General features: G+C 73.4%; 10 protein-coding genes and 3 pseudogenes. 8 read left to right on the plus strand and 5 right to left on the minus strand.

All coding sequences use genetic code 11. The features are described 5' to 3' along the window. Positions 1-22: 22 nt before the first annotated feature. Complete coding sequence (locus tag ACZ3KJ_RS05060) at positions 23-718, plus strand: uracil-DNA glycosylase (RefSeq protein WP_467524674.1); 696 nt, start codon at positions 23-25, stop codon at positions 716-718. 27 nt (positions 719-745) lie between these two features. On the opposite strand, the gene ACZ3KJ_RS05065 is transcribed toward ACZ3KJ_RS05060, so the two are convergent. Continuing rightward, positions 746-2,329 carry a LamG domain-containing protein gene (locus ACZ3KJ_RS05065; RefSeq protein WP_467524676.1) on the minus strand — a complete coding sequence of 528 codons (1,584 nt, stop codon included), beginning with the start codon at positions 2,327-2,329 and terminating at the stop codon, positions 746-748. A 199-nt stretch (positions 2,330-2,528) separates the two neighbouring features. Here ACZ3KJ_RS05065 and ACZ3KJ_RS05070 point away from each other — a divergent pair, with 199 nt between their 5' ends. The 3 genes from ACZ3KJ_RS05070 to ACZ3KJ_RS05080 all read left to right on the plus strand — a co-directional run bounded on the left by ACZ3KJ_RS05070 (position 2,529) and on the right by ACZ3KJ_RS05080 (position 5,672). Then, positions 2,529-4,496: an FUSC family protein gene (locus ACZ3KJ_RS05070; RefSeq protein ID WP_467524678.1), complete on the plus strand. Its 1,968-nt coding sequence runs from the start codon at positions 2,529-2,531 to the stop codon at positions 4,494-4,496. A gap of 154 nt (positions 4,497-4,650) precedes the next feature. Then, positions 4,651-5,340 (plus strand): DUF899 domain-containing protein, encoded by a 690-nt coding sequence (locus ACZ3KJ_RS05075; RefSeq protein WP_467524680.1) that lies wholly within the window; start codon positions 4,651-4,653, stop codon positions 5,338-5,340. Between the two features lie 155 nt (positions 5,341-5,495). Then, on the plus strand, positions 5,496-5,672 hold the full coding sequence (locus ACZ3KJ_RS05080; RefSeq protein WP_385064378.1) for a hypothetical protein: 177 nt from the start codon (positions 5,496-5,498) through the stop codon (positions 5,670-5,672). 9 nt (positions 5,673-5,681) lie between these two features. On the opposite strand, the gene ACZ3KJ_RS05085 is transcribed toward ACZ3KJ_RS05080, so the two are convergent. From ACZ3KJ_RS05085 to ACZ3KJ_RS05095, 3 genes and pseudogenes are all read right to left on the minus strand, one after another. Beyond that, on the minus strand, positions 5,682-7,643 hold the full coding sequence (locus ACZ3KJ_RS05085) for an ABC transporter ATP-binding protein (RefSeq protein WP_467524815.1): 1,962 nt from the start codon (positions 7,641-7,643) through the stop codon (positions 5,682-5,684). 404 nt (positions 7,644-8,047) lie between these two features. Further along, on the minus strand, positions 8,048-8,491 hold the full coding sequence (locus ACZ3KJ_RS05090; RefSeq protein ID WP_467524682.1) for a hypothetical protein: 444 nt from the start codon (positions 8,489-8,491) through the stop codon (positions 8,048-8,050). Between the two features lie 509 nt (positions 8,492-9,000). Then, positions 9,001-9,555, minus strand: a pseudogene (locus tag ACZ3KJ_RS05095) (ATP-binding protein); the annotation flags it as partial. Positions 9,556-9,813: 258 nt separating this feature from the next. Between ACZ3KJ_RS05095 and ACZ3KJ_RS05100 the strand changes: the two are divergent. The 3 genes from ACZ3KJ_RS05100 (at position 9,814) to ACZ3KJ_RS05110 (ending at position 11,991) form a co-directional block, all read left to right on the plus strand. Next, positions 9,814-10,674, plus strand: a complete 861-nt coding sequence (locus ACZ3KJ_RS05100; protein ID WP_467524684.1) for a helix-turn-helix domain-containing protein — start codon at positions 9,814-9,816, stop codon at positions 10,672-10,674. Further along, complete coding sequence (locus tag ACZ3KJ_RS05105) at positions 10,675-10,929, plus strand: DUF397 domain-containing protein (RefSeq protein WP_057580268.1); 255 nt, start codon at positions 10,675-10,677, stop codon at positions 10,927-10,929. A gap of 249 nt (positions 10,930-11,178) precedes the next feature. Then, positions 11,179-11,991, plus strand: coding sequence for an SAM-dependent methyltransferase (locus ACZ3KJ_RS05110; protein WP_467524686.1), 813 nt, complete (start codon positions 11,179-11,181; stop codon positions 11,989-11,991). Positions 11,992-12,288: 297 nt separating this feature from the next. Here ACZ3KJ_RS05110 and ACZ3KJ_RS05115 read toward each other — a convergent pair. Then, positions 12,289-12,529: pseudogene (locus ACZ3KJ_RS05115) on the minus strand (PLP-dependent aminotransferase family protein); the annotation flags it as partial. Between ACZ3KJ_RS05115 and ACZ3KJ_RS05120 the strand changes: the two are divergent. Further along, a pseudogene (locus ACZ3KJ_RS05120) lies at positions 12,518-12,667 on the plus strand (carboxymuconolactone decarboxylase family protein); the annotation flags it as partial. The pseudogenes ACZ3KJ_RS05115 and ACZ3KJ_RS05120 sit on opposite strands and share 12 nt — an antisense overlap. Positions 12,668-12,780 lie beyond the last annotated feature (113 nt).

Consider the following 12,780-nt stretch of genomic DNA (forward strand, 5'->3'; position numbering starts at 1 on the left):
AAGGGGGCTCTACCGTGGAGGGATGGACGCCGCTCATGCCCTCGCCGCCCTCGACCGGCGCGTGGCGGGGTGCGGAGCCTGCCCCCGGCTGGTGGCCTGGCGCGAGGAGGTGGCCCGGACGAAGCGGGCCGCCTTCGCCGACTGGACCTACTGGGGGCGGCCGGTGCCCGGCTTCGGGCCGTCCGACGCGCGTCTGCTCATCGTGGGGCTCGCCCCGGCCGCGCACGGCGGCAACCGCACCGGCCGTATGTTCACCGGCGACCGCTCCGGGGACGTCCTGTACCAGGCGCTGTACGACGTGGGGCTCGCCTCACAGCCCACCTCGGTGTCCGCCGACGACGGTCTCGCCCTGCACGGCGTACGGGTCACCGCGCCCGTGCACTGCGCACCGCCCGCCAACAAACCCACCCCCGAGGAGCGGGACACCTGCCGTCCCTGGCTGGTGCAGGAGCTGCGGCTGCTGCGGCCGACACTGCGCGCGGTCGTCGTCCTGGGCGCCTTCGGCTGGCAGGCGGCGCTGCCCGCGCTCACCGAGGCCGGCTGGACCGTTCCCCGGCCCCGGCCCGCCTTCGGGCACGGGGTGCGCGTGCCGCTCGACGGCCTCGACCTCTTCGGCTGCTTCCACGTCAGTCAGCGCAACACGTTCACCGGGCGGCTCACCCCCGAGATGCTGCGGGACGTCCTGCGGACGGCGGCGGCAGCGGCGGGACTGCCGTGAGCCGCGCCGCTGCCGCCGGCCCGCGGCTCACAGGACGCGTGCCGCCGCGATCGGCCGGTCCGCCACCGGGTGGGCGCTCGCCCTGGCGGTGTTGACGCTCCACCGGTACCGGGAGAACTCGCCGGTGGTGTCGGAGGCGTAGAACATCATGTGGCCGATGCCGACGCCCTCGAAGTTCTCCTCCGCGACGGGGCCGACCATGCGGGTGTCGGGATACTTCGGGTAGTTGGTCAGCGCGTACACGCCGTGCGGCTCGGACGTGCAGTCGACCACCTCGACGGCGTACTGCGTCTCGCCGGTGAAGTCGGCGACGCCGCTGAAGACGCCCTTGACCTCGCGGACCATGACGATGTGGCCGGTGCTGTCCTCGACCTGCCCGTCGTAGTCGACCGCGATCAGGTCGCCCGGCCGGAGGTCGGCGACCTTGAGGACGCGCTGGAAGCGCGGGCCGGCCGTGCCGTCGGTGAAGGCCCGGCGGTAGTCGGCGGCCTCGGGGATGCGGTCCTGGAAGTACTGGATGAAGTAGGCGTCGGTCGCCCACCCGTAGGTATGCCTGAGCACCCAGGTCAGGAAGGAGGAACAGCGGGCCAGCGCGGTCCAGCTCGACAGGTCGTCGGGCGTGCCCCAGGTGACGGACGAGGAGGAGCCCACGAGGTAGACGTTGTTGAGGCGGGCCGTGCGGCCGCTGATCAGGGAGACCTCGTCGGCGCTCAGGGCGCGGCGGTAGGCGCGGACGTCGTCGATGGCGCCCTTGAAGCGGTTCACGTACGCGCCGTCCCAGCGGGCCCGGCCGATGTTGAAGCCCTGGGTCGCCGCCCAGGACAGAGCCGCGTCGGCGCTGCCCTCCGGCACGCCGTCGACGTAGAGGTGGACACGGGTGCCGTCCCACACACCGGTCAGATGGGTCCAGCGGCCCAGGACGGGCGCGCTGGTGGCCAGGGCGGAGATCTTGACGCTCTGGTCCTCGCCGCGGACCTTGAACGCCCAGGTGCCGGCCGTGTCGTCGTACTGGAGCAGGAAGCGGCTGCACGCGGTGCCGTCCTGGCTGACCGCGGTGTACATGTTCGCCAGGTCGGCGGGGCCGGCGCTGTCGTCCGAGAGGCGTACCCAGGCCGAGACGGTGAAGGGCGCCGTGGTGTCCAGGACGGAGGACGTGGCGGCGTACGCGGCGGACGTGCCGTCGAAGCCGAGTTCGCCACCCGCGCGCAGGGCCGTCCAGGTCGCGCCGGAGCCGAGCGTGAGGGCCGGTCCGCGCCCGGAGCGGTCGTCGCCCGATCCGTCCAGCGGCCAGTGCCCGGCCAGGCCGTCGGTCAGATGACCGGCCGCGAGCAGCCGCTGGTACTGCACCATCCGCTCGGCCTCCGCGAGGTGCGGGGCGCCGACGGGGGTGAACGGGGTGTCCAGCGGCGCGTCGGCCGCGGCGGGTCCCGCACCGCCCAGGGTCGCCAGAGTGTAGGCGGACGGCCGCCCGCCGAAGCGACCCGCTCGCCCCGCGCCGTACGCCGCCGGCTTCGCTTCCGGCCGGGGGATCGGCAGCGTGCCCGAGGCGGGGCTCCCGGGCCGCGGCCGTTCGCCGGACGGCTCTCCCGGGCAGGCGCATGCGCAGGCCATCTCCGGGTACCCGCGGACGTTGCGTTCACAAAGAGACCGGATCACGGCCAAGTGTCACCTCCCCGAAACGCCACCGTTTCGCCCCCTCCAAGAGCCGGCCGTACCGTGGAGGGCACACCCCGGCACCCCAGCACGATCCGCACAGCCCCGGCCACCGTCGCCCGAAGGCACACCCCCGCCCTCGTCCGACAGGAGCTCCGTGTTCTCGCGTTCCGCCGTTGCCGTTCGCACACCCACCGCCCTGCCGCCCTGGCTCGCCCACGCCCTGAGGGCGCAGCGCGGGCCCGTCCCGTGGAGTGCGGTCGCGCGCGGGGCACTGGCCGCCGGACCCCTGCTCCTCGTCTCCGTCCTCGTCGACCGCGCCTCCCTGGGCGTCGTCGCCGCGATCGCCGCCATGCTCGCCGGCATCAACGACCGGCCCGGCAGCCGGCGGGCCTCCGTCAAGCGGCTCGGCGCGCCCGCGCTCGCGGGAGCGGTCGGACTGCTCGCCGGCACCTGCGCCGGGGACCACCTGGACGCCGTGGCGCTGACGCTCGCGCTGACCGGCCTCGGGCTCCTCGCCGGCGGCATGAGCGCCATCGGGCCCGTCGCCTCGGGCTCCGGCACCCAGCTGCTCGTCGCCGCGGCCGTCGGAGCCGGGATGCCGCTCCCCGAGAGCGGCTGGGCACGCGCCCTCGCCTTCCTCGCCGGGGCAGGCTGGCTGCTCGCGCTGCGGCTGGCCCTCCCCACGCCCGGCGCCCTCACCGGCGACTTCCGCTTCGACGGGGAACGGACCGCCGTAGCCGACGTCTACGAAGCCGTCGCCCGCCTCCTCGACGCCGTCGGCACCGAGCGGGCCACCGCCCGGCGGGCGGCCCTCACCGCCGCCCTCGACCACGCCCAGGACGCCCTCGCCGGCCCCCGCCTGCGCCGCTACGCCGGCTCCGCGGCCGAACGCCGGCTGCACGCCCAGTACGCCGCCGCACTGCCCCTCGCCGAGGCCGCGACCGCCCTCGCCTGGGCCGGGAAGCCCGTCTCCGGGCGGGCCTCCGAAGGCCCCCGGCGCCTCGCCGCCGCCGTACGGGAGAGCGCGCCCACCGGGCCGCTGCCGGCGCCCTCGCGGTCGGCGCCCGCGCTGCGCGCCCTCGACGACGCCCTGCTGCACGCCGCCGACGCCTTCGACCACGGCCGCGGGGGTGATCTGCACACCCGGCGGCGGAACGCCGGCGACCTGGTCCGCACGGCCCTCGGGGCCGGCGGACGCGAGTACGGGATGCGCGTCGCCCTCTGCTTCGGGGCGAGCGCGGCCATCGCGCAGACCCTGTACCACTCCCACTGGTACGGGCAGCACACCCACTGGTACTGGCTGCCCGCCACCGCCGTCTTCCTGGTCAAGCCCGACCTCGGGCCGCTGGTGTCCCGGGTGCTGTGCCGGGCCGCGGGGACCGTGCTGGGCGCGCTCGTCTTCGCCGGCCTCGCCGCCCTGCTGCCCCGGCCGGAGGGCCTGGTGGTCCTGGTCGCCGTGTGCGGGGCGCTCATCCCCGTCGCCACCCGGCACTTCGCCGCCCAGACCGCCGTCGTCACCGTCCTGGTGCTGGCCCTGGTGATGGTCGGCGGGGAGCCGCAGGCCTCCGTCAGCCGGATCGGGGAGACCCTGCTGGCCTGCGCGATCGTGCTGGTCGTCGGGCACCTGCCGATGCCGGGGGAGCGCGGCGGGCGGGTGCGCGCCCGGCTCGCCGCCGCAGCGTCCGCCGCGCACGCCTACCTCGTCCACGTCCTCGACGGATCCCACGACCGCGCCGCCCGCTGGACGCTGCGCCGCGAGGCCTACCGGACCCTCGCCGAGGCCCGCGCCTCGATCACCCTCGCCGCCGCCGAACTGCCCTCCCTCGCCCGGCACACCCAGGGCACGGACGAGGTCGCCGCGCTCCTCGAACGCCTCGTCGACACGACCACCGCCGGCGCCGTCCACCTCGACGACACGGGCCGGCTCGGCCGCCGGCACAGCGAACGCCTCACCGAACTCCTCGCGGAACTCGCCGCCCACCGGGACCTGGTGGACCTCCCGGCGCGGATCCCCGACCGGCCCGTCGCCGCACGCCAGGACCGGGCCGTCCGGCACACGTCCGGCGCCCACGCCCCGGCGCACGCCCCGGCCCACGCCGCCGGCCACGGCTCCGTACGGTGAGGTGAGCGGGAGGCCCGGACACGGCCAGGACCGGTGCATCCGGCAGGACGGCACCCGAGAAGTACGCGGAGAGCGGGAAAGGCCGCGCGACGGCGATGAGTTCCGTGCGCGGCGGCGGTCAACACCGCGAACCGACCGTCGTACTGGAGGGGCCATGTCGCTTCCGGAGATCGTCTCGCGCGCGCAGTGGCGTGCCGCGCGCGCGGAACTACTCGTCAAGGAGGAGGTGGTGACACGCGCGCGGGACGCGCTCAACGCCGAGCGGCGGGCGCTGCCCATGGTCGAGGTCGCCGAGGAGTACGTCTTCGAGGGCGGGGACGGCAAGGCGACCCTCCCGGACCTCTTCGACGGACGCCGTCAACTCGTCGTCCACCACTTCATGTTCGCCCCCGGGTGGGACACGGGCTGCCGCGGCTGCTCCGGGTTCCTCGACCAGGTCGGCCACCTCGCGCACCTCAAGGCGCGCGACACGTCGTTCGCCGTGGTCTCCAGGGCGCCGTTCACCGGCATCCTGCCGTTCAAGGCCCGCATGGGCTGGACGGTCCCCTGGTACTCGTCGTACGGCAACGACTTCAACCGCGACTTCGAGGTGACCCTGGAGCGGGACGGCGAGCTCGTCGAGCGGTCCGGCGTCAGCTGCTTCCTGCGGGACGGCGACCGCGTCTTCCACACCTACTCGGCGTACGGCCGCGGACTGGACGGCCTCGGCTCCACCACCAGCCTGCTGGACCTGACGGCCCTCGGACGGCAGGAGGCGTGGGAGGAACCGGAGGGACGCGCGTCGAGTTTCGGGGCGCCTGCGGGACAGGAGCCCGTCCGTTATCACGACGAGTACGAGTTCTGATGCGAAGCGTCGCCAGTATGTCCACCAGGTGACCGGATCCTCACACTCCGCACTGAATCCGTGTCGGCTACGTCTCAGTACCGTCACCGGGCGAGGCGTTCCGGGGCCGGAGAGCGTTAACTCCCTACAGGTACGACGCTTTCTGGAGGTGCGAGATGGTGAGCGGGCGAACGGTGCTCGAACGCTTTCCCGCAGGCGGGCCGCGCGGGTCGTGGCCGGCGGAGGAGTTCGCGCACGCGCGACGCATGGAGGGGCTGGCCGCCGAGGTGGTCATGGACCTCGCGACGGACACCTTCCTGGTGATCGTCCGGGGCGGCGAGGCCGCCGACTGACGGGACGGGTCAGCTCGCCTTCGAGGAGGCGGGGACCTGCTGGGGCGCCTGCGGAGGTGTCTTCGGCGGTGCCTGCGGAGGTGTATTCGGTGGTGCCTGCTGAGGTGTATTCGGCGGTGTCTGTCGAGGAGGCTGCGGGGCGAACTGCTCCGCCTGGAGCGCGTACAGCTCCGCGTAGACGCCGCCCCCGGCCAGCAGCTCGTCCGGGGTGCCCGACTCCACCAGCCGCCCCTGGTCCAGCACGTGCACCAGGTCGGCGTGGCGGACCGACGCCAGCCGGTGCGTGATCAGTACGACCGTCTGGCCGCCGTCGGCCAGCGCACGGATCTTCTCGAAGACCTCCAGCTCGGCACGGGCGTCCAGGGCCGCCGTCGGCTCGTCGACGATGAGGATGCGCCCGCGCCGGTACGCGGCCCGGGCGATGCCCAGCCGCTGCCACTGCCCGCCCGACAGCTCGTGCCCGCCGCTGAAGTGTCGGGCCAGCAGGGTGTCCAGACCGCGCGGCAGGTCCGCGACCACCTCCCCGGCACCCGCCTCGCCGATCGCGTCGGTCAGCCGCTCCTCGGTCAGCGGCACGGACGAGCGGCCGACGGCGACGTTGACCTTGGCCGTGAACGGCCACCGCTTGAAGTCCTGCGCCACCATCGCGATCCGCTCGGCCAACTGCCGCCGGTCGGCGTCCGCCGCGTCGACGTCGTCCCACAGGATTCGCCCCCGGTCCGGCCTGTAGAGCCCCGCCAGCAGCTTGACCAGGGTGGTCTTGCCGGAGCCGTTCTCGCCGACGAGTGCGATGATCCGCCCGAGGGGAAGGGTGAGCGAGACGTCGTCGAGAGCGGGCCGGGAGGACTCACCCGGGTAGCCGAAGCTGACGTTCTCGAAGCGGATCTGCCGAGGGTCCGCCGGCAGCGCGTCGCCGCCCTCCGGGATCGCCCGTTGGGCCGCCTCGACGTAGAGGCGTTGCAGGTCGCCCACGAACAGGGCCTCCTCGTGGAGCTGGTTGACCTCCAGGACGAGCGTGTTCAGGCTCGTCGAGCCGCTGCGGATCGCGATCACGGCCGTGCCCGCCACCGCCAGCGCCATCGTCCCGCTGATCAGCAGCCCGCCGAGCGTGGCGTACGTCGCCACCGTCGCCAGCCCCGTCCAGGCCGCCGCGAACAGGCCGGTGCGGGCGGCGAGCCGTGCCAGCCGCGCCTGCTCCGCCTCCGCGGTCTCCGACATCGAACGGAAGTGGCGCAGCAGGAACGGGCCGACACCGTGCACCCGGATCTCCGGCGCCGCCTCCGGTTCGGTCAGCAGGCTCGCGATGAGATGACCCGCGCGCGCGTGCTGCACCCACGTGTGGAACGACTCGTACCGGCGCCGGGCGTTCGTCAGGGCGCTCCACGCGCTGGGCAGCGTCATCGTCACCAGCAGCGGCAGCAGGAGCGGGTGCAGCACCGTCAGCACGCCGGCCGCCGCGGCCAGCGAGATCACCGCGTTCACCACGCGCGTGCCGTACATGATCATCCGGCGGGCGGACTGGGCGCCGTACTGCGCGGTGTCCAGCAGTTTGTGGAAGGCGTGGTCCTCGATCGCGGCCAGTTCCACCGACGCGGCCCGCTCCAGGTACAGCTCGGTCGCCACCCGCTCCACCTTGGGCTCCAGACGCCCGGTGGCGTACGTGGACGCGGCCCGCAGCACGGCCCCCACGAAGAGGACCACGGCCATGGCGGCCAGCGCGGGCACGGCGCCGCGCAGCCGGTCCTCGATCGGGCCGCTCTGGATCAACCGGGCCAGCACGGTGTTGACGGCGAGCAGGCTCACCGCCTGCGCCGCGCCACGGCCCATCTCGGCGGCCAGCACGATCCGCGCCGCCCGCGGGTCGGCCTGGCGGGCCAGGCGCAGACTGACGGCGAGCAGGGACGGCAGCCGGGTCAGCATGGCGCGGAAGCTCAGCTCCAGGAAGGCGTCCCGGTGCTGGTTCCAGCCCATGTCGTAGCGGAGCGGGCCCCCGAAGAGCAGCCGCTCCGACTCCGACACCTCGCGCTCGTCAGGACGCTGCTGCTTCGGCACCTTCCGCACCGTGAGGACCTCCCCCGATCGCCGACAAGTGGCCACTATCGCGGCAGGCGCCGCGGGAGGGCAGGGCGCAGGACGGAGCAGGGGCTACGCGCGGGCGTGCGCCGGGGTGGGGCGAGGGACGGGGGCGCCGGGCGGATGCCTCGCGGGCGGGCGGACGTGCGGGGGCACGGTGGTGTGGAATGTGCCGGTATGTATCCGGTGTGTACGGCGGGAGGTGCCGGAGGTGCTGGGGGGGTGGAGGTGCCGGAGGGGTGGAGGGGTGGAGGTGTGCTGGTGTGTCCGGTGGCGGGGCGCCTGCTCGGCGGGCGGGGGTGCTAGGCGCTGACCGGCCTCGACCACGTCGGCGCCGTGCCCGTGAGGCGGCACAGGGTCAGGTAGAGGGGGAGTGGCGGCGTGTACGGGAGGGTGCCGTCCGGCCGGTGGATGAGGCCGGGGGCGCGCGGGGAGTCCGGGACGAGCGCGCCCGTGGCGTAGTGCGCGGGGGCGGGCCACTCCAGGGCGTAGTCGGAGTCGGACGGAACGAGCCACCACCAGTGCGTCTCGTCGGCGTAGACGCAGCCCACGCGGGGCAGGCGCGGCATGATCTGGGGACCGAGGCCGGCCGGGACGGCGACGGCGTCGCAGCCCAGCGGGGCCGTCATGCCGTCGGGCACGGCGAGCCGGCGGGGGGCCGCGGCGGGGCCGGTGCCGGGGCCGCGCCGCAGGCGTGCGAGGGTGTCGAGGCCGAGGGCCGGAGTCCGGCCGGGTACGGCGCTCACGCGGGGTCCCGGTCCAGGTCCCGTCCTCCGGGCCCCGTTCCCGAGCGGGGGAGCGGGCTCGGGTACGGGGGAAGGCTCGGCCGCCGCTGGGGGCCCACGCGCCGGAGGGGGCCGTCCGACACGGGGGAGTGGTGCGCGCGCCACGCGGGGGCGGGTGTCCGTTCCTCCGCGCCGGCGCCCCGCTGGTCCGGTTCGGTGCGCTGGGCGTGTTGGGCGTGTTGGGCGTGCTGGGCGCGGTCGGCGGCGTGCTCGGGGTGGTCGTCCTCGTCCCCCGTGCCGTCGGAGGGCACGGGTTTCGGCCGGGAGCCCCAGCCCAGGTCGTTCCGGGGGGCGGTGAGGCCGCCGCGGAGTGTGGCCCCGGCCTCGTGGCGTACGGATGCGGTCCCGTGCGGCAGGGGCATGAGCCCGGAGGGCGTGGGTCCGGTGTCGTACGGCGGGGGTATGAGCCTGTGGGGCGTGGGGGACCCGGCGTTGTGCGGCGGGGGTATGAGCCCGTGCGGCGTAGGGGACCCGGCGTCGTGCGGCGCGGGTGCGGCGATGTCGTCGTGGGGTTCGGCGGGCACGGGGGAGACCCCCGCGCCGCGGGCCAGGTCGGCCCAGACCAGCAGCCCGGGGCCGTGCTCCTGGGCACCCCACGCCTGACACAGCGCGTCGACGAGGAACAGACCCCGCCCGTGCTCCTCCTCGGGGCGCTGCGGCGAGGGATGCGGTTCGCCCGGTGCGCAGCCCTCGTCCCGCACGGCTATGCGTACGAGGTCACCGGTGTCGTGCAGCTCGCAGACCACGGTGCCGCTCGCGGTGTGCACGATGGCGTTCGTGACCAGCTCGGATATGACCAGATCAGCCGTGTCGCAGGTGTCCTCGCACACCGACCAGCCGGTCAGCCGGGTCCGCGTCAGGCGTCTTGCCTGTGCGGGAGAGCCCGGGTGAGCGGCCAGTTCGAATCGGAACCGGCGCTCGGGAACGGCCTGTTCAGGGCCTGCTCCCGCGGCGGCACCGAGACCCGGCGGGCGGCCTGCGGCGGCGTCTGTTCCTAAAGGCGCGGACGGAATCACGCTTGCCACTATCGCCCCGCCGTGGACACTTGGCAAGTGTCACTCTGAAAAATGCAGAGTGCTGTGTGACGCGGTGGAACGCCGTGGCACACTGCTGCGAACAGCATGTTGAGCGGCGCCAGTTGGGATCACCGGAGATCCGTACCTAGCTCGTACAGATCTTCGATTCGGTCTTCGAATGGCGCCGCAGGGCTGTCAGGATTCTTTTCGTGACCGGCCGGCCGTCCCCGACGGACCGCCCGGTGGGGCTCATCGTGGAGGTGGGGCGTGAGCGAACCGCGGTCCGCGCCGACAGTGGGACAGGTCGTCCTCGGCCGGCGCCTGCTGGACCTGCGGGAACGCGCCGGGCTCAAGCGGGAGGAGGCCGCCCGCATCCTGCGCGTCGCGCCCGCCACGGTCCGCCGTATGGAGATGGCCGAGGTCTCCCTCAAGATCCCCTACCTCCAACTGCTGCTCAAGGCGTACGGGGTGAGCGACGAGGAGGCCGAGGGCTTCGTCCTGCTCGCCGAGGAAGCCAACAGACCCGGCTGGTGGCAGCGCTTCCACGACGTCCTGCCCGGCTGGTTCTCGATGCACGTCAGCCTCGAGGGCGCGGCCGCCCTGATCCGCCAGTACGAGCCCCACTTCGTCCCCGGTCTGCTGCAGACCGAGGACTACGCACGCGGCGTCCTGGAGTCCGGCGCCATCGGCCAGACCCGGCCGGAGGACATCGACCGCCTCGTCGACCTGCGCATGCAACGCCAGGAACTGCTCACCCGTCAGGACGCGCCCCGCATCTGGGTCGTGATGGACGAAACGGTGCTGCGCCGCCCGGTCGGCGGCCCGGAGGTGATGCGCGCGCAGATCGACAAACTGCTCGAGGCCACGAAGATGCCCCACGTGACGCTGCAGATCGCCCCGTTCTCCGCGGGGCCGCATCCCGGCACGTACGGGCCCTTCGTGCTGTTCCGATTCGCCATGCCGGAACTCCCGGACATGGTTTACAGCGAGTACCTGACCGGCGCCGTCTACCTCGACGCGCGCACCGAGGTGGCGACCCACCTCGAGGTCATGGACCGCATGGCGGCGCAGGCCGCTACGGCACATCGCACGAAGGAGATCCTGCGGGATCTCCGCAAGGAGCTGTAAATGGACCGCATCAAGCCGCGCAAACGGGTCTACAACGGGATGCCCGCGCGGGACTTGGGCAGCGAGGGCTGGCACAAGCCGTGGAGCGGCGGCAACGGCGGGAACTGCCTGGAGGCGATGAAGCTCGCCGACGGCCGGATCGCCGTCCGCCAGTCCACCGACCCGGACGGCCCGGCGTTGATCTACACCACCGACGAGATGACGGCCTTCATCGAGGGCGCGAAAGCGGGGGAGGCCGACTTCCTGCTGTCCTGACGTGTCGTCTTTCCCTGAGCCGTCCCCTGAGCCGTCCCCAGAGTCATCCCCTCAGCCGTCCCCCCGCTCATCCCCCTCAGTCACCCCGGTGCAATCCCCTGACTCGTCTCCGGTGCCGCCCCCGGTGCCGTCCCTGATGCCGATCCGGACCCTGTTCCCGGACAAGAACCACCCTGCACCTGAACTCCCTTGTACTGGTACTGAATTGACTATTCTCTTGACTACCTCTTGCGTCTTACGGAGTGCCTCATGACCGGGCAGGAACCCGCCACCCCCGTCGAGATCGACACCAGCAAGCCCCATCCCGCCCGCATGTACGACTGGTACCTGGGCGGCAAGGACAACTACCCGGTGGACGAGGCGATGGGACGGCAGATGCTGGCCCTCGACCCCCGCGTCCCGGTCATGGCGAGGGTCAACCGCGCCTTCATGCACCGGGCCACCCGCTGGCTCACCAAGAACGGCATCCGGCAGTTCCTGGACGTAGGAACGGGCATCCCGACCGAGCCCAACCTCCACCAGGTCGCCCAGCAGGCGGCGTCCGACGCCCGCGTGGTCTACTGCGACAACGACCCGATCGTGCTGGCCCACGCGGCCGCCCTGCTGCGCAGCACGCCCGAGGGCGTCACGGAGTATTTGCAGGCGGACGTCCGCGACCCGGCCGCCATCATCGAAGGAGCCAGGAAGATCCTGGACTTCGACCAGCCGGTCGCCCTGTCCATGGTCGCCCTCCTGCACTTCATCTCCGACGAGGACGGCGCGCACGAGCTGGTGAACCGGCTGCTCGCCGAACTCCCCCCGGGCAGCTACCTGATGATGACCCACGCCACCGCCGACTTCACCCCGGAGGAGTCGGCGGCGGCCACGGCGAAACTGAAGGCGGCCGGAGTCACCCTCGCCCTGCGCTCACGCGAGGAGTTCAGCCACTTCTTCGACGGCCTCCACCTGGTCGACCCCGGCGTTACGGTCGTCCCCGACTGGCACCCCGAACTGGGCGACCCCGTGCCGGGCCAGGAGGACGGGGTGATTCCGGGGTACGGGGCGGTCGGGCGGAAGGGTTGAGAATCGGCTGATCCGGCTGACCTGGCTGATTCGGCTGATCTGGCTGATTCGGCGGGGGTGGGCTGCCCGGCAGGGACGGCCGGTCCGGGCGATCGGCGGCGGTCCGGGTGATCGGCGGCGGTCCGGGTGATCGGCGGCGGTCCGCGCGCATGGGCGCGTCGGACCGCCGCCGCTGCCGTTGTCGTCGCCGAGGAGGAGTGGGCGGCGAGGGCTCACTCGGCGGGTTCTCCGGTGGTGGGGTTGGTGGTGGGGGCTGGCGGGGTTGGTGGCGATTGCGGTGTCAGGGCTCCGCGGTCCGCCCGGTGCCAGCACCCCGCACAAGGCTTCCAGCGAAGCTGCGTACGTGTGTTCCGGCGGCGTCGCATAGCCGACCACGAGTCCGTCACCGGCCTTCCATGGCCGTCCGCGGGTGGCGGAAGGCGGCGAGACCGTCCAGGGCGACGCCCCGACGGGCGGCCGCCTCGACCGTGGAGCGCTCGGTGCCCGGCGGCAGCCGCAGCACCGCGTGCAACCCGGCCGCCACGCGGGTCACCCCGACGATGTCTACGCCGAGGCCGCGGCCCACTTCGACGACGGCGAACTCGCCCAGGTCATCGCCCTGATCTGCACGATCAACACCTGGAACCGGGTGGCCCTGGCGACGGGCAAGGTGGCGGGGACGGACGAGCGCCGCTGAGAAGCGAGCCTCAGCCGTGATCCCGAGCCCGAGTCCGAATCCGAGCCCGAGCCGAGTCCGAGCCCGAGCCCGAGTCCGAGCCCCGGACGCAAGCCCCGTAAGCGGTAGCCTTC

Source organism: Streptomyces sp. NPDC003248 (assembly GCF_055563235.1).